Annotated in this window: 15 protein-coding genes; 14 read left to right on the forward strand and 1 reads right to left on the reverse strand. The window is 71.4% G+C overall.

Annotation, left to right across the window (positions count from 1 at the left end; translation table 11 throughout):
• Positions 1-56 precede the first annotated feature (56 nt).
• A complete protein-coding gene (locus AC4FS1_RS13455; RefSeq protein WP_491155934.1) occupies positions 57-1,241 on the reverse strand; it encodes an HAD-IA family hydrolase in 1,185 nt (394 codons plus the stop codon).
• Between the two features lie 87 nt (positions 1,242-1,328).
• Here AC4FS1_RS13455 and AC4FS1_RS13460 point away from each other — a divergent pair, with 87 nt between their 5' ends.
• The 14 genes from AC4FS1_RS13460 to AC4FS1_RS13525 are packed head-to-tail and all read left to right on the forward strand — an operon-like array spanning position 1,329 to position 15,249.
• Positions 1,329-2,435, forward strand: a complete 1,107-nt coding sequence (locus tag AC4FS1_RS13460) for a LacI family DNA-binding transcriptional regulator (protein ID WP_491155936.1) — start codon at positions 1,329-1,331, stop codon at positions 2,433-2,435.
• Positions 2,432-3,478, forward strand: a complete 1,047-nt coding sequence (locus AC4FS1_RS13465; protein WP_491155938.1) for a class I mannose-6-phosphate isomerase — start codon at positions 2,432-2,434, stop codon at positions 3,476-3,478. The genes AC4FS1_RS13460 and AC4FS1_RS13465 overlap by 4 nt, the downstream gene beginning before the upstream one ends.
• A complete protein-coding gene (locus AC4FS1_RS13470; protein ID WP_491155939.1) occupies positions 3,475-4,908 on the forward strand; it encodes an FGGY-family carbohydrate kinase in 1,434 nt (477 codons plus the stop codon). The genes AC4FS1_RS13465 and AC4FS1_RS13470 overlap by 4 nt, the downstream gene beginning before the upstream one ends.
• Before the next feature lie 54 nt (positions 4,909-4,962).
• The gene (locus tag AC4FS1_RS13475; protein WP_491155941.1) at positions 4,963-5,727 is read left to right on the forward strand and encodes an ATP-binding cassette domain-containing protein; all 765 of its coding nucleotides are present in this window, start codon (positions 4,963-4,965) and stop codon (positions 5,725-5,727) included.
• Positions 5,724-6,803, forward strand: coding sequence for an ABC transporter permease (locus tag AC4FS1_RS13480; RefSeq protein ID WP_491155943.1), 1,080 nt, complete (start codon positions 5,724-5,726; stop codon positions 6,801-6,803). The genes AC4FS1_RS13475 and AC4FS1_RS13480 overlap by 4 nt, the downstream gene beginning before the upstream one ends.
• Positions 6,804-6,849: 46 nt before the next feature.
• The gene (locus AC4FS1_RS13485) at positions 6,850-7,845 is read left to right on the forward strand and encodes an ABC transporter substrate-binding protein (protein WP_491155946.1); all 996 of its coding nucleotides are present in this window, start codon (positions 6,850-6,852) and stop codon (positions 7,843-7,845) included.
• Positions 7,846-7,852: 7 nt separating this feature from the next.
• Positions 7,853-8,689, forward strand: coding sequence for an SDR family oxidoreductase (locus AC4FS1_RS13490; protein WP_491155948.1), 837 nt, complete (start codon positions 7,853-7,855; stop codon positions 8,687-8,689).
• Between the two features lie 2 nt (positions 8,690-8,691).
• Complete coding sequence (locus AC4FS1_RS13495; RefSeq protein ID WP_491155950.1) at positions 8,692-10,209, forward strand: rhamnulokinase; 1,518 nt, start codon at positions 8,692-8,694, stop codon at positions 10,207-10,209.
• Complete coding sequence (locus tag AC4FS1_RS13500; RefSeq protein WP_491155952.1) at positions 10,206-10,967, forward strand: class II aldolase/adducin family protein; 762 nt, start codon at positions 10,206-10,208, stop codon at positions 10,965-10,967. Before AC4FS1_RS13495 ends, AC4FS1_RS13500 begins: the two co-directional genes overlap by 4 nt.
• On the forward strand, positions 10,964-11,692 hold the full coding sequence (locus AC4FS1_RS13505; RefSeq protein WP_491155954.1) for an SDR family oxidoreductase: 729 nt from the start codon (positions 10,964-10,966) through the stop codon (positions 11,690-11,692). Before AC4FS1_RS13500 ends, AC4FS1_RS13505 begins: the two co-directional genes overlap by 4 nt.
• The gene (locus tag AC4FS1_RS13510) at positions 11,692-12,783 is read left to right on the forward strand and encodes a zinc-dependent alcohol dehydrogenase (protein WP_491155956.1); all 1,092 of its coding nucleotides are present in this window, start codon (positions 11,692-11,694) and stop codon (positions 12,781-12,783) included. Before AC4FS1_RS13505 ends, AC4FS1_RS13510 begins: the two co-directional genes overlap by 1 nt.
• Complete coding sequence (locus AC4FS1_RS13515; RefSeq protein ID WP_491155957.1) at positions 12,780-13,427, forward strand: nucleoside/nucleotide kinase family protein; 648 nt, start codon at positions 12,780-12,782, stop codon at positions 13,425-13,427. The genes AC4FS1_RS13510 and AC4FS1_RS13515 overlap by 4 nt, the downstream gene beginning before the upstream one ends.
• Positions 13,424-14,272, forward strand: coding sequence for a class II fructose-bisphosphate aldolase (locus AC4FS1_RS13520; protein WP_491155959.1), 849 nt, complete (start codon positions 13,424-13,426; stop codon positions 14,270-14,272). Before AC4FS1_RS13515 ends, AC4FS1_RS13520 begins: the two co-directional genes overlap by 4 nt.
• Complete coding sequence (locus AC4FS1_RS13525) at positions 14,269-15,249, forward strand: 1-phosphofructokinase family hexose kinase (protein WP_491155961.1); 981 nt, start codon at positions 14,269-14,271, stop codon at positions 15,247-15,249. Before AC4FS1_RS13520 ends, AC4FS1_RS13525 begins: the two co-directional genes overlap by 4 nt.
• Positions 15,250-15,368 lie beyond the last annotated feature (119 nt).

Raw genomic sequence — 15,368 nt, forward strand, 5'->3', positions numbered from 1 at the left:
CATCTCCTCCCGTACCGCCCGTACGGCCCGAGGCCCCCGCACCGCGCGCGGCCGGGTCAGGCGCGGACGCGCAGGCGGAAGCCGCCCGCGTCCGCGACTACCTCCAGCTGGTCGAGGCGGTCGACGATGACGTCGGCAGCGGTGAGCTCTTCGGCGTCGTGCGTGCCGGTGATCGCGACCACCGCGCAGCCAGCCGCGCGCGCGGCGGCAATGCCGGCGGGTGCATCCTCGAACACGACACAGCTCCGCGGATCGACGCCCAGGCGTTCTGCGGCGACGAGGAAGGGCTCGGGATGCGGCTTGCCGCGGGTCACGTCATCGAAGGTCACCACGACCTCCGGGCGAGGCAGCCCTGCCGCCCGGAGACGGCTGTCGGCGATCGGGCGAGTGCCGCTCGTCACGATCGCCCGCCGCGGCGCGGAGGCGAAGAACTCCGCAGATCCCGGAATCGGAACCACGTCCGAAACCTCCGCGGTCTCGATCGCGGAGATGCGGGCGAGGGCCTCGGCTGCCCGGTCAGCGGGGAACATCCGTGCGATCAGTGCCGCCGCGGGCTGGCCGTGGCCGGAAGCCAGCAGGTCGAGGTCGATGTCGTACTCGGCCGCGAGCATGGTCCACGACCGCAGCACCGCCGGGGTGGAGTCGATGAGCGTCCCGTCGAGGTCGAACAGGGCGGCATCGAAGTGCCGCGACCACAGTGGCGCGTCCGCGGGAATCTCGCGGTGGATGCCGAGGGCCCGGAGGACGCGCGTGACCTGCTGCGCGGTCGACAGCGCAGCGTCGATCCGGACGTGCGGGACCGTCGGCGGATGCGGCGGTGCCGCCATCGCGTGCGCATCCCGGTCGGCGCTGCGCGTCGCTCGCCGGGCCGCGAGGGTCTCGGGGGTTCCCGTCATCCACACGACGGTCGGTTCCTGCCCGCACGCCTCGACGAGAGCGGTCCACGCCTCGCCGCCGGACAGCTCCTCCGTGAACGGCGCCACGACGACGGCGCCGAGTCCGACGCTGCGCTGATCGGCCACGGCGTCGCGCAGTGCGCGGTAGCGCGCGGGGCGCACGGATGACCGGAGGGCGGGGTCGTTCCAGTGCGCGTCCCCGAGACGGGGGCTCACCACGTCCTCGAGGAGGGCGTTCGTCAGGCTGTCCAGGTCGAGCAGGGGAAGGCTGAGGGAACGGGCGAGCGCCCGCCCGAGCGTGGACTTGCCCGCACCGGCGGCGCCGGTCACAGCGAGGAAAATCATCCGGTCACTTTCCATGGGACTTGACAACGTTGTCGTGCGAGGCCCACTATATCGACGGGTGGATGCCGGAGTGGGCGGGGACCCGAAATGACAACGATGTCGGAGAAGGACATGGCGCAGGACGAGATGGCGGGGACAGCGACGAACGCCGTTCGTGCGGTCGCCCACCCCCGAGCCCGCATCACCGACGTGGCCGACCGCGCGAAGGTCAGCATCAAGACGGTCTCGCGCGTCGTCAACGACGAGCCGGGCGTTCGTGAGGCCACGCGCGAGCGCGTTCTCACCGCCATCCGCGAACTCGGCTTCTTCCCGAACACCACCGCGCGCTCCCTCAAAACGGGGGGCCAGGATGCCATCGGCGTCGTCATCGACGCAATCGCCGACCCGTTCTTCGCCGACCTGGTGAGCGTGCTGGAAGAACTCGCCATCGAGCGGGGGATGAGCCTGCTGTTCGCGAGCACCGGCTTCGATGCCGACCGCGAGCGCGAACAGCTGCAACGCCTCGCCGGGCATCAGTTGCGCGGGCTCATCATCGCGCCGGTGGGCGTGACGGCCGACGAGCTGCAGCTGCTCCGCCGGCGGTTCCCCATCGTCAGCGTCGACCGCGCCCGTGACGGCATCGACTCGGTGCTCGTCGATGACTTCGGCGCCGCGCGCGATGCGACCCGGCAGCTCGTGGCGAACGGACACCGCCGCATCGGTTTCATCGGCGAAGATCCCGAGTATCCGACGAACACCGCGCGGATGCAGGGGTTCCGCGCAGCGCTGGCCGAGGCCGGGATCCCCGTGGACGAGTCGCTCGTCGTTCACCACGCCCGCACCCGCGCCGCGATGGCTTCGGCCTCCGCCACGTTGCTGGCGCGACCGGATGCCCCGACCGCCGTGTTGTGCGCCACCTCGCGCGCGTCCATCGCGACCATCGACGCGATCCGCGCGGCCGGCATCGAAGGGCTGGCCATCATCTCCTTCGGCGATTTCGAGCTGGCCGACCTGTTCACCCCTGCCATCACCGTCGTCGACCACACCCCCCGTCCGATCGCCACGGCCGCTTTCCAGCGGCTGCTCGAGCTCATCGACGACCCGTCGTCCGAGCCGCAGCAGATCGTCCTGCCCACCTCGCTCGTCCTGCGGGGATCCGGCGAACTCCCGCCGCGCATCCCGCTTGCCGCAACCCTCTCCGGAGCCGAATCATGAAGCCCGTCCTCCTCCCGCCGAACCCCGTGCAGCACTTCTATCTCGGCGGTGACCGCATCGCCGCCCTCCGGGGAATCGTCCCCGAGACGGATCGTCAGCCCGAGGAGTGGCTCGGTTCCACGGTGACCCGTTTCGGCGACGCCGAGATCGGTCTCGCCATCACCTCCGACGGTGACTACCTGCGCGATCTCGTCGCCGCGGACCCCGCGGCATGGATCGGCCAGGGCGCCGGTCGCAACGCCTCCGACGTCGGCATCCTCGTGAAGCTCCTCGACGCGCGCCAGCGTCTCCCCGTCCATGTTCACCCGCAGCGGGGCTTCGCCGCCGCGCACCTGGACTGCCCGTACGGCAAGACGGAGGCGTGGTACGTGCTCGACACCGAGCCGGGCTGCGCCGTGTACGTCGGATGGAAGGAAGCCGTCGACCGCGACGAGCTCGACCGCCGCCGCGACGCACAGGACAGCGAATGGATGCTGGATCACCTCAACCGCATCGAGGTGCGGGAGGGCATGGGCGTGCTCGTGCCCGCCGGCACGGCCCACGCCATCGACGGGGGCATCTTCGTGGCCGAGGTCCAGGAACCCACGGACTTCTCGATCCTGCTGGAGTGGTCGGTCACGACCTCCACGCGCGAGGAATCGCACCTCGACCTGGGGTTCGACACGGTCATGCCCGCCGTCAGCACCGCCGCGCTCGGCGCCGAGGAGCTCGCCTCGCTCATCACGACCGCGGGTGCCGCGCGCCCGGGGCGCGACATCCGCAGCGTGCTGCCCGCTGCGGCTGACCCGTACTTCCGCCTGGCCGTGGCCACCGGCGCGGGCTCCGCATCCGACCCGGTGGATGCCGGGTTCGCGGTCGTGCTCGTCACCGACGGCTCCGGCGCCCTGGTGTCGGGCACGGAGACGCTGGCACTGGAGCGCGGTCAGGCCGTCGCGGTCCCGCACGCGTTCGGCGCATGGCACATCGAGGGCGACGCTGTCGTGCTGGTGTCCCGGCCCGGCGCGGGCTGGCCCGCCACCCTCTCCCGAGGGGAACTGCCGTGAGCGAATACGTCGTCGGCATCGACGTGGGGTCGACGAGCATCAAGATGCTCGTCGCCACTCCCGACGGGCGTGAGGTTCTCGTCGTCAGTCGCCGCTCGCCGTGGATCAGCCTCGACCACGGTCAGGCCGAGATGCCCGCCGAGCGGGTGCTCGGAGTCGTGCACGACCTGGCCTCCGAGGTGGACGCGGCCCTGTCGCCCGAAGGGTCATACCGGATCACCGCGCTCGCGGTCTCGGGCATGGCCGAAGCGGGCGTGCTGCTGGATGCTGCCGACGTGCCGGCCGCGCCGATCATGGCGTGGTTCGACCCCCGCGGCGGCGAGCAGATCCTGAACACGCCGCCGGAGTTCCGCGCCGAATTCCTGGGCCGCACCGGCCTGCCCGTCGGGCCGCTCGCGACCATTTCGAAGCTGCTGTACCTCCGTGACGCGGGGGTCGCGCTGCGCGGCCGCACCTTCCTCAACGTTCCCGAGTACGTCGTCCGCTCCCTCGGTGGCCCACGCGTGGCCGAGTACTCGCTCGTCTCCCGCACCGGCATGATCGACCAGGACGACAGCCGCCCGTGGGACGCCGCGCTGGAGGTCCTCGGCGTGGGTCCGGAGGTCCTCGCCGAACGCGTCGGCGCCGGAACTCCGGTCGGGGTCCTCTCCGACGAGCGGATGCCGCGGGCCTTCGCCGGGGCGGCACTCACCGTCGCCGGGCACGATCACCTCGTCTCGGCGGTCGCTGCGGGGGCCACGGCGAGCGACGAGCTCTACGACTCGATGGGAACCGCCGAGGCGCTCGTGCGGGTCCTCGACGCCGCGCTCCCCTTCGACGCCCGCGAACGCCTGGCCGTCGCCGGGATCAACACCGTCCGTCACGTTCTCCCCGGCAAATACGTGCTGCTGGCCGGCACCAAGTCGGGCCTGCTGATGAGGCGGGTCCTGCAGCTGCTCGGTGTGACCGACGAGCGCGGTCGCGGCGACCTCGACGCGCGAGTCATGACGCTGCCGGTGCGTGGTGCACTCTCCGACGGGGGGCTGGCCGTGAGCGGCGCACGCAACGACGACGGCGTTCTGAAGGTCGTCGCCAACAGTGATGGGCTCTCGCCCGAGGAGCTGTTCATCGCGGCACTTCTCCACGGCAACGACATGTGCGCCGAGGTCATGGAGGTCATGGACCGTGAAGTGCCGGCTCCCACGGCGACGCTCCTGACCGGCGGCTGGTCGAAGATGGCCAGCGTCGTCCGCGCCCGCGAGCTCGTCCTCCCCGGTGTCTCCCTGTCCACGCACGACGAGGGGACGGCCTACGGCGCCGCCCTGTTCGCGGCCTACGCCGCATCCGGCGCGACCGACGACTTCGCCGAGTTCGCCGCATCCTTCCTCGCCGCCTACTCCCCCCGCACGTACTCCGCTTCCGCCGCCGGGCCGGCGGGGCGGCTCGAATGAACGGAGCGATCGTGAACAACCAGCACATCACCCACCGCAGAGAAAGGAGCTGAGATGCCCACCCCAGTACTCGAGGCACGGGGACTGTCCCGCCAGTTCGGACACGTCCGCGCGCTCAACGAGGCCGATTTCGAGGTGTACCCCGGCGAAGTCACCGCACTGATCGGTGACAACGGCGCCGGAAAGTCCACCCTCGTCAAGGCCCTCTCCGGCAACCTCGCCGTGGACAGCGGCACGATCAAGTTCGACGGCGAACCGATCGAACTCACCTCCCCCTCCCAGGCCAGCGCGCTGGGGATCGAGACGGTGTACCAGGACCTCGCCCTCGCCCCCCACCTCGACCCCGTGCAGAACATGTACCTGGGCCGCGAGCTGCCGGCGTCGGGCATCGGCGGCGCCTTCGGCTTCATGAAGACCAAAGAGATGCGCGATCAGTCCCGCGCGGCCTTCGCCGATCTCGGGGCGACCGTCCGCTCGCTCACCTCGCCCGTCGGCGAGATGTCGGGCGGGCAGCGTCAGGCGATCGCGATCGCTCGCGCGGTGCACTGGGCCAACCGCCTGGTGTTCCTCGACGAGCCGACCGCGGCGCTGGGCGTGCGCCAGACCCAGAACGTGCTCGACACCATCCGTCGTGTCCGCGACAAGGGCATCGCCGTCGTGCTCATCAGCCACTCGATGCCGCACGTCATGGAGGTCGCCGACCGCATTCAGGTGCTCCGACTGGGCACCCGCGCCGCGGTCCTGGATGCCAAGAGCACATCAATGGAGGAGCTCGTCGGTCTCATGACCGGCGCGATCACGAAGGAGGGGAACCGATGAGCACGTCCAGTCCGCCGACGGAGACCATGGCCATCGGCACCGCCGAACCGAAGGAGAGCTTCCTCAAGCACCTCCTCAAGGCGCAGGCGTTCCAGATTCTGCTGGTGCTCCTGGTGATCGTCGCCATCTTCAGCGCCCTCGCGCCGGACACGTTCGCGCAGTGGTCGAACTTCCGCCTCATCATCCAGAACGCCTCCATCCTGGCCGTGCTGGGAATCGGGATGACCTTCGTCATCATCACGTCCGGCATCGACCTCTCGGTCGGTTCGGTCCTGGTGTTCTCCGGGGTCGTGTCGGCCATGGTCATGCGTGCCATGGGCGGGCAGGGATGGGGCGTCGCGATCGTGGGCATCCTCGTCGCGATCGCCTCGGGGGTCGCGTGGGGACTGTTCAACGGCTTCCTCATCGCCAAGGGCAAGATCCCGCCGCTGATCGTCACGCTGGGATCCCTCGGGATGGCGCTGGGCTTCTCGCAGATCCTCACCGGCGGTGTCGACATCCGCCAGGTGCCGACGGTCCTGACGACCTCGATCGGCTACGGGAACATCCTGGGCACCATTCCCACGATCTCCGTCATCGCACTCGTGCTCATCATCATCGGCGCGATCATCCTGCACTACACCCGCTTCGGCCTCCACACCTTCGCGGTGGGCTCGAGCGAGATCGCGGCACGGCGCGTGGGTGTGAAGGTCGACCGCCAGCTCATCGCCATCTACACCCTCTCGGGCGGCCTCGCCGGCTTCGCGGGCATCCTGTCGCTCTCGCAGTTCTCCACCACGGCGATCGCAGGACAGTCGCAGACCAACCTGAACGTCATCGCCGCGGTCGTCATCGGTGGCACGTCGCTGTTCGGCGGCATCGGCACGATCTTCGGCACGGTCGTGGGTCTGTTCATCCCCGCCGTGCTGCAGAACGGATTCGTCATCACCGGCGTGCAGCCCTTCTGGCAGCAGGTCGCCGTCGGCGCCGTCCTCATCACGGCGGTCTACATCGACCAGGCCCGCCGCTCCGCAGCGATGCGGGGCAACACCCAAAGCCTCTGGCGCAAGTTCGTCAGCGGAGGTCGACGCGGGTGACCGCGGCGACTGACACCACCCACCACAAGAGAAACGGTTGATCACAATGAAGTGGAGTAAGAAAGGTCTCGGCATCGCTGTCTTCGGCGCATCCGCCGCGCTCATGCTCGCGGGATGTTCGTCAGGCGGCGGAAACGCCGGCGGCTCCGGCGGAGGCGACTCGGACGAGGGCTACAGCATCGCCTTCGTTCAGGGCGTCGCCGGCGACGAGTTCTACATCTCGATGGAGTGCGGCATCAAGGAGGCGGCCGAGGCCGCCGGTGCCACCGTCACCGTGCAGGGCCCGGAGAAGTTCGACCCGACGCTGCAGAAGCCGCTCGTGGACTCCGTCGTGGCCTCCAAGCCCGACGCGCTGCTGGTCGCGCCCACCGACGTGACCGCGATGGCAGCGCCCATCCAGGCCGCCGCCGACGCCGGCATCAAGGTCGTCCTCGTCGACACCACGCTCGAGGACCCCTCGATGGCGGTATCGCAGATCTCCAGCGACAACGTCGGCGGTGGAGCTGCCGCTTTCGACGCCATCAAGGAGGCGCACCCCGAGGGTGGCAAGGTGCTCGTCGTCTCGATCGACCCGGGCATCTCGACGTCCGACGCTCGCGCGGAAGGCTTCGAGCAGGCGGTCGCGGAAGACGAGAACTTCGAGTTCCTCGGCATCCAGTACAGCCACAACGAGCCGGCCACCGCGGCAGAGATCGTGACGGCGGCGCTGCAGAAGGACCCCGACATCGTCGGCATCTTCGCGGCCAACCTGTTCGCCGCCGAGGGCACCGCCACCGGTGTGCAGCAGGCCGGCAAGACCGGTGACGTCACCATCGTCGGCTTCGACGCTGGTCCCGCCCAGGTCGAGCAGCTCCGGGGTGGCATCGTGCAGGCGCTCGTCGCGCAGGAGCCCGCCACCATCGGCAAGGACGGCGTCGAGCAGGCGATCGCGGCTCTGGACGGTGAGGAGACCGAGGAGAAGATCGAGACGGGCTTCACCATCATCACCGAGGACAACATCGACGGCGAGGGCGGCGAAGCCGCTTACGTTTCCTCCTGCTGATCCGGTCGTGGCGGCCGGAGCCTTCCGCTCCGGCCGCCACGGCATCTTCTGCGCGCAGCACCACCTACGGAGCAACATGAACTTCCCCGACCTGGCCGGACGCACGGCTGTCATCACCGGCGGCGCCCGAGGCATCGGCTACTCGCTCGCCTCCGCCCTCGCGCGCCAGGGCGTGCACATCGGCCTGCTCGATCTCCTGCCCGAGGTCGCGGACTCGGCCGAACAGCTCGCCGACGACTACGCGGTGCAGACGGCGTCGGCCGTCGTCGACGTCACCGACGCGGCGTCGGTGGATGCAGCGTTCGCCCGCGTGCAGGAGCGCCTGGGTGTCGCCGACATCCTCATCACCGCCGCCGGCATCACGATCTGGGGCGACTCGGCCGAGGTCGAGCCGGCCACCTGGCGGAAGGTGATCGACGTCAACCTCAGCGGCACGTTCTACAGCACCCAGGCCTTCGCTCGTCCGCTGCTGGCCGAAGGCCGGGAGGGATCGGCCATCCTCATCTCCTCCATGTCGGGCCGCATCGTCAACGTCCCGCAGCGCCAGGCGTCGTACAACGCCTCCAAGGCTGCGGTCGACCAGCTCACCAAGTCGCTCGCCGTGGAGTGGGCGCCGGCGCTGCGCGTCAACGCGATCGCGCCGGGCTACATCCTGTCCGACATGACGCGTCAGTTCACCGAGGCGAACCCCGACCTGGCAGCCCAGTGGGTCTCCGCGATCCCCGCCGGCCGCATGGGCGAGCCCGCGGACCTCGACGGCCTCGTTCTCCTTCTCGCCTCGTCGGCCTCGTCGTATCTCACCGGGCAGACGCTCGTGATCGACGGCGGCTACACCGCCATCTGAGCATGTCTGCGACGACGTCCGCCGCCTTTCTCGCCGTCGATCTGGGTTCGTCCAGCGGGCGGGTGATGCTCGGCGTCCTCGATGGGGAACACCGGCGGATGGCGGTCAGCGAGGTCGCCCGATTCGCCAACCGTCCCGCGGCGTTCCCCGAGGGCCTCGGCTGGGACCTCGAGGCCCTCCGCGAGGGCGTCCTCGATGGACTCGCCGACGGCTGCCGGGCTGCCGCATCCCTCGGCGCCGAGATCCGGGGCATCGGCATCGATTCGTGGGGCGTGGACTACATCCGCGTGCGCCCGGACGGCACGGTCCGGCCCTTCTCCCGCCATCACCGCGACGTCGATGCGGCGTTCGCGGCGGGGGGATCCGCAGAGCGCGACGTCGCGGCGGATTACGCCGTGACCGGCGTCCTGGACCAGGCGATCAACACCGCGCATCAGCTGCGCCAGGATGCCCGCGACGGCATCGGGGCGCCGGAGGACACGATCCTCCTCGTCGCCGACGCCTTCGTCTTCTTCCTCACCGGCACGGTCGCCGCCGAGCGTTCTCTGGCCTCCACCACGGCGCTGGTCGCTCGCACCCCGGACGATTGGTCGGCCGGGCTCGCTGCGGGCCTTCCCGCCACACTGCCCCCGCTGGTGACCGCCGGGCAATCGGCGGGGCACACGACCGCCGAGGTCACGACGCGGATCGGCGCTCCCGAGCCCGTCCCGGTGTGGCACGTCACGGCGCACGATACCGCGGCGGCCTTCGCTGCCGTGGTCTCCCCGGACGACGGCGCAGACCTCACCGGTGTGGTGGCGTGCGGCAGCTGGGCGGTGGCGGGCGTCGCGCTGCCCGCACCGGTGCTCACCGAGGCGGCGCGGACACGCGGGTTCACGCAGGAGACCGGCGCGGAAGGGGCGACGCTTCTCGTTCGAAACCTCAGCGGCATGTGGCTCCTGCAGCAGGTCACGCGGGAGTGGGCGGAGCAGGATGGTGCAGGCGACGCGCCCCTCCCGCACCTGGACCGGCTGCTCGCAGACGCCGCCGATTCCGATTACGCCGGATGCTTCGATCCCGCCGACACCGCTCTGCAGGCGCCGGGCGGGCTCATCGGTCGCCTGACGGCGCGGTGCGCTGCAGATGCCGGAGCGCCCCCGTCTACGCGGGCCGACCTCGTTCGCGCCATCCTCGTGAGTCTCGCCCGCGCGTATGCGAGCACCATGACCGACATCGCCCAGGTCACCGGTCGCCCCGTGACCGCCCTGCGCCTTGTCGGAGGGGGTTCCCGCGGTGAGCTGCTGGGCTCGTTGACGGCCAGCGCCGCGGGCCTGCCGGTGACCGCGGGACCCGCGGAGGCGTCCGTGCGGGGGCTGCTGCTGCAGCTCGCTGTCGCCGCCGGAATCGTGCCCGACCTCACTGCCGCGCGCCGTATGGACGTGGACGACGGCGAGCCGTCGCCACGTCTCTTCCCCGCTACCCGCCGATCGGCCGCGACGGCCGTCGCGTCATCCGCGTTCCCGTCCCAAGGAGATTCATGACCGACCACGCCCGCGAAACCGTCGTCGACCTGTCGCGCCGGCTGGGGGATCCTGCGGCCGACGCCGCCCTGCTGGGCGAGGGCAACACCTCCGTCCGCGTGGGTGAGAGCATGCTCGTCAAGGCGAGCGGCGCTGTCCTCGGCGACGCGAAAGCGGAGGACTTCGTGCGCATGGATTTCGCCGAGGCTCTCGCCGTCATCGGCGACGACCGTGCCGGCGACGCCGAGGTCGACGCGCTGTTCACCGCCATCGCCGCCCGGGAGGGTCGGCGGCCCTCGGTCGAGGCGCTCCTGCACGTCGTCGCGTACGACGCCACCGACGCGCAGGTCGTCGCGCACAGCCACCCGACGAGCGTGAACGCGCTGCTGTGCTCGCGCTCGGCCGAGCTGCTCGTGGACGGCGCGCTCTTCCCCGACCAGATCGTGGTGCTCGGTGCCACTCCGCTCCTCGTGCCGTACATCGACCCGGGTGTGCGGCTGGCCCGCGAAGTCCGCGCGCTCCTGCGCCGGCATCGGGACGTGCACGGGGAGCCACCGAAGGCGATCTACCTCCGCAATCACGGGATGTTCGCGCTGGGTGCCACCGGCGCCGAGGTGCTCGGCATCACCGCGATGGCGCAGAAGTGCGCGCGCGTGATCCTCGGGGCAGGGGCCGTCGGGGGCGTGCACTTCATGCCGCCCGAGGAGGTCGCACGCATCGACAGCCGACCCGACGAGAAATACCGGCGAGCATTGCTCGCGGGGAAGGAGATCCGATGACGACGCTGCAGGACAAGGTGGTGCTCCTCACGGGCGCGAGCTCGGGGATCGGACTGGCCACCGCGCACGCCCTCGTGGCCGAGGGCGCTGACGTCGTCGCCATCGCGCGCTCGGAGGACAAGCTCGCCGATCTCGCGGCCGACCTCGGTGATCGCGTGACGACTCTGGTGGCGGATGTGGCCGACCCCACCACCGCGGATCGCGTCGTGGCAGCGACCCTCCAGCGGCACGGGCGCCTGGACATCGTGCTGCCGAACGCCGGCATCTACGTCGGCGGCGACCTCGTCGACGCCGCCCAGGACGACATCGCGGCGCTGGTGGCCACCAATGTCACCGGCGTGATGACGCTCGTGCGGGCGGCGCTCCCGCACCTGATCGCGCAGGGCTCCGGCGACATCCTCGTGACGAGCTCCGTGTCGGGCCATCAGGACATCGAGTGGGAGCCGGTGTACTCCGCCAGCAAGCACGCCGTGCAGTCGTTCGTCCACACCGTGCGTCGCCAGACGGCGGCCACCGGCGTGCGGATCGGAGCCATCGCGCCCGGTGTCGTGCTCAACCCGCTGTGGGGGTTCGCCCACGACTCGCCGGAGGAGGCGGAGCGCATCGCGGCCGGCACCGGCATCCGGTCCTCCGATGTGGCCGAGGCGATCGTGTTCATGCTCACCCGCCCCGCCCACGTCGTCGTCCGCGACCTCGTCCTCCTTCCGACCGGTCAGGACATCTGATGGCGTGGCCGACTGGCGGCATGGCGGCTCTCGTCTTCGCGGCGCCCGGTGTCGCGGAATGGCGACAGGTGCCGATCCCGCCGGAACGGGAGGGCGCCGTGCTCGTCCGTGTGGAGCGCGCAGGCATCTGCGGCACGGACCTGGCCCTCCTGGACGGATCGATGGGCTACGTGGAGTCGGGCCTGACCCGCTACCCGATGCGTCCGGGCCATGAGTGGTCCGGCACCGTGGTCGCCGTCACGGATGACGTGACCGACGTCCGGGTCGGTGATCGCGTGGTCGGCGAGCCCTTCCTCAGCTGCGGGCGCTGCGCGCTGTGCCGAGCCGGGCGGCGCGACCAGTGCCCGACGCGCGACGAGATGGGGGTGCGCGGCGATGCGCCGGGAGCCCTGGCGGAGTACGTCGCGGTCCCGGTCGAGAATGTCGCGGTCGTCCCCGCGGGCGTCGACCCGTCCGCCGCCGTGCTTGCCGAACCGCTGGTCACCGTGCTCCACGCCCTCTCGTCGCTGCGGCTGGAGGCGGGCGAATCACTCGGGGTCATCGGTGCAGGAACGCTCGGGATGCTGGCTGCCCAGGTCGCCCGCGCGACCGGTGCGCGCGTGACGATGTACGCGCGCGGTGACCGGGCCGAGCGCGCGCGGGACTGCGACGCCGATTTCGTCCGCACCGCCGATGCGGAAGAGGACCGCCACGACGCCGTGATCGAAGCGTCCGGCGGCGACGGATCGCTCGGTCTGGCGGTGCGACTCGCCCGTCCGGCAGGGCGCGTGGCGCTCGTGGGCGTCCCCGGTCGCCCCGAGGGCTTCGACGCGATGCCCGTCGTGGTCAAGGGCCTCCAGCTCACCGGCATCCTCGGCGGGATCCCCTTCCTCGCGCGGGCCGTGCGGCTTCTCGCCGACGGTGTGGTGCGTCCCGACACGATCATCGACGCCGTGCTGCCGGCCGACCGTGCGGCCGAGGCGCTCGAGATCCTGGCCGGCGGGCGGACGAGCCGTCCGAAGATCGTGCTCGACCTCAGCGACGTGCCGCCGGTCGCACCGGGCGCGGCGGCCGCCGCGGCGGCGCCGGACTCGGCCGGGGGCCCCGCATGAGCGTGCCGACCGTCGCGATCGACGATCTCGTGGCCCGGGTGCGCGCGCTCGCCGCCGGCACCGAGCGGATCGTGCTCGGCATCACCGGTGCCCCCGGCGCGGGCAAGAGCGTGCTCTCCGACGCCCTGCTGAGCGCCCTGGGCAGGGACGCGGTGCTCGTCGGAATGGATGCGTTCCACCTCGCCGACGCGGAGCTGGCTCGCCTGGGCCGCAGTGGCCGCAAGGGCGCGCCCGACACGTTCGACGTGGACGGCTACGTCGCCACCCTCGACCGCATCCGCGCGCGCGACCGCCCCGTCTACGTGCCGGTGTTCGATCGTGGGCTCGAGGCGGCGATTGCCGGTTCCGTCCGTGTGGATCCCGAAGTGCCGGTCGTGATCACCGAGGGCAACTACCTCCTGCTTTCCGACGGGGGATGGGAGCGGGTGCGCCCCTGTCTCGACGAGGTCTGGTTCGTCCAGCCCGACGAGGCCGAGCGGCAGCGGTGGCTGATCGCCCGTCACGAAAGCTACGGCCGCGACCCCGACGCCGCTCGCGCGTGGGCCCTCGGCACCGATCAGCGCAACGCCGAACTGGTGCAGACCACCGCGCACCGCGCCGACCGCGTCTTCGCGGTCGATTATCGAAGGGACGTCCGCGCATGACGCTGACGAACATGTCCGCGCTCCTCGAGGATCACCGCGCCGTCGGCGCCTTCAACTTCGTGCAGCTGGAACTCGCGGAGGCGATCGTCGCCGGCGCCGAGCGGGCGGGCGTGGGCGTCGTGCTGCAGCTGTCGGAGAACGCCGTGCGTTTCCACGGCGGACTCGTGCCCGCAGCATCCGCGGCGCTGCAGCTGGCGGCATCCGCCCGTGTCCCCGTGCTCGTGCACCTGGACCACGCCACCGACGAGGAGCTCGTGGATGCGGCGCTCGCCGTCGGGGTGCGCTCGGTGATGTTCGACGGCGCGCACCTGACCGACGCGGAGAACGTCACCCGCACCCGTGCGGTCGCCGAGCGCGCGCATGCCGCCGGCGCATGGGTCGAGGCCGAGCTGGGGGAGATCGGCGGCAAAGGCGGTGCGCACACGCCCGGTGTGCGTACGGATGTCGAGGATGCGGTGGCCTTCGTCTCCGCGACCGGGGTCGACGCCCTCGCGGTGGCCGTCGGCAGCAGCCATGCCATGACCGAGCGCGCCGCGACGCTGGACGAGGGGCTGATCGCCCGCCTGGCCGCGCGCCTTCCGGTACCACTGGTGCTGCATGGATCGAGCGGGGTGCCCGACGCGGGCATCGACGGCGCCATCCGGGCGGGAATGCGCAAGATCAACATCGGCACGCACCTGAACGTCGTCTTCACGGGTGCCGTCCGAGCGGCGCTCGCCGCCGACCCGTCCGTCGTCGACCCGCGCACGTACGTCCGGCCCGCGCGGGATGCGGTCGCCGGGGAAGTCGCCCGGATGCTGCGCCTCATCACGCACGGCGATCCGTCGGCGGGGGCCGAATCGTGACGGCATCCCGGGTCGTGACGCTCACCCCCGCCGGGGCCATCGACGCCACCTACGTGGTCGCCGGCTTCGAGCGGGGCGACTTGGTGCGCGCCTCCGGGTACACCCGCGAAGTCAGCGGGAAGGGCGTGAACCTCTCGGCCGCGATCGACCTCGCCGGCGTTCCCACGTCCGCCGTCGTCGTGCTCGGAGAGGATGACCTCGCCTTCGCCGGCCGGTCGCCGCAGGCCCCGCTCCTGCGTATCGTGCCCATCCCCGGGGCGACGCGCGTCAACACCGCGATCCTCGACTCCACGGGTGCCACGACCAAGGTCAACGCTCCCGCTCCGCCGTTGCCGGCCGACGCGTGGGAGCGGGCGGTCGACACCGCCGTGGCCGAAGGCCGCGCGGGCGACTGGCTGGTGCTCTGCGGAACGCTGCCCGGCCTCGCCGGTGTGGATGACGACCCCGTCGACCCCGCCTCGCTGTTCGCCCGTGCCCGGGAGCGTGGCATCCGCGTGGCCGTCGACACCAGCGGTGCGGGCCTGGCACGCCTCCTCGAGCGCACGCCCGACCTCGATCTGATCAAGCCGAACACCGCCGAGCTCGCCGAACTCACCGGCCGCGCGCTGTCGACCATCGGCGACGTCGTCGCCGCCGCACGGGAGCTCCTCGGGCGCGGCTTGCGGCTGGCGTACATCAGCATGGGCGCCGACGGTGCGCTCGCCGTCTCGCCCGACCAGGTCGTGCACGCGATCGCGAGACCCGTCCGTCTGGGCAATACCGCCGGCGCAGGGGATGCCTCGCTCGCCGGCTTTCTCGTCGGTCTCGGCGAGGGCGGGTCGGACCCACTCGCGTCGGCCGTGGCACGCGCGGCATCCTGGGGTGCGCACGCCGTCGCGCAGAACAGCACGATCCTCCCCGGGATCGATGGCGCTCCCACGCCGACGGTGACGCCGACCCCCGATCCGGCCACACCGCTGTCCGAGCCCGCGTCCTGACCCGCCGGCCGCGGATGGTGGCAACGCTCCGGACCCCACGCCCGCGGCCGCCGAGCACCTCCCGCATTGACACGGGGGCTCCGGAGAGGCACCATAGGGGGAGCGCAAGTCACCGGTGT

The organism is Microbacterium sp. Z12_35, assembly GCF_058310475.1.

Bases quoted from the DNA above. Each gene is read 5' to 3' on its own strand.
- AC4FS1_RS13495 (WP_491155950.1), top strand. From the start codon at position 8,692: ATGTCTGCGACGACGTCCGCCGCCTTTCTCGCCGTCGATCTGGGTTCG.
- AC4FS1_RS13475 (WP_491155941.1), top strand. From the start codon at position 4,963: ATGCCCACCCCAGTACTCGAGGCACGGGGACTGTCCCGCCAGTTCGGA.
- AC4FS1_RS13485 (WP_491155946.1), top strand. From the start codon at position 6,850: ATGAAGTGGAGTAAGAAAGGTCTCGGCATCGCTGTCTTCGGCGCATCC.
- AC4FS1_RS13500 (WP_491155952.1), top strand. From the start codon at position 10,206: ATGACCGACCACGCCCGCGAAACCGTCGTCGACCTGTCGCGCCGGCTG.
- AC4FS1_RS13515 (WP_491155957.1), top strand. From the start codon at position 12,780: ATGAGCGTGCCGACCGTCGCGATCGACGATCTCGTGGCCCGGGTGCGC.
- AC4FS1_RS13460 (WP_491155936.1), top strand. From the start codon at position 1,329: ATGACAACGATGTCGGAGAAGGACATGGCGCAGGACGAGATGGCGGGG.
- AC4FS1_RS13455 (WP_491155934.1), bottom strand. From the start codon at position 1,241: ATGATTTTCCTCGCTGTGACCGGCGCCGCCGGTGCGGGCAAGTCCACG.
- AC4FS1_RS13505 (WP_491155954.1), top strand. From the start codon at position 10,964: ATGACGACGCTGCAGGACAAGGTGGTGCTCCTCACGGGCGCGAGCTCG.
- AC4FS1_RS13480 (WP_491155943.1), top strand. From the start codon at position 5,724: ATGAGCACGTCCAGTCCGCCGACGGAGACCATGGCCATCGGCACCGCC.
- AC4FS1_RS13510 (WP_491155956.1), top strand. From the start codon at position 11,692: ATGGCGTGGCCGACTGGCGGCATGGCGGCTCTCGTCTTCGCGGCGCCC.
- AC4FS1_RS13520 (WP_491155959.1), top strand. From the start codon at position 13,424: ATGACGCTGACGAACATGTCCGCGCTCCTCGAGGATCACCGCGCCGTC.
- AC4FS1_RS13465 (WP_491155938.1), top strand. From the start codon at position 2,432: ATGAAGCCCGTCCTCCTCCCGCCGAACCCCGTGCAGCACTTCTATCTC.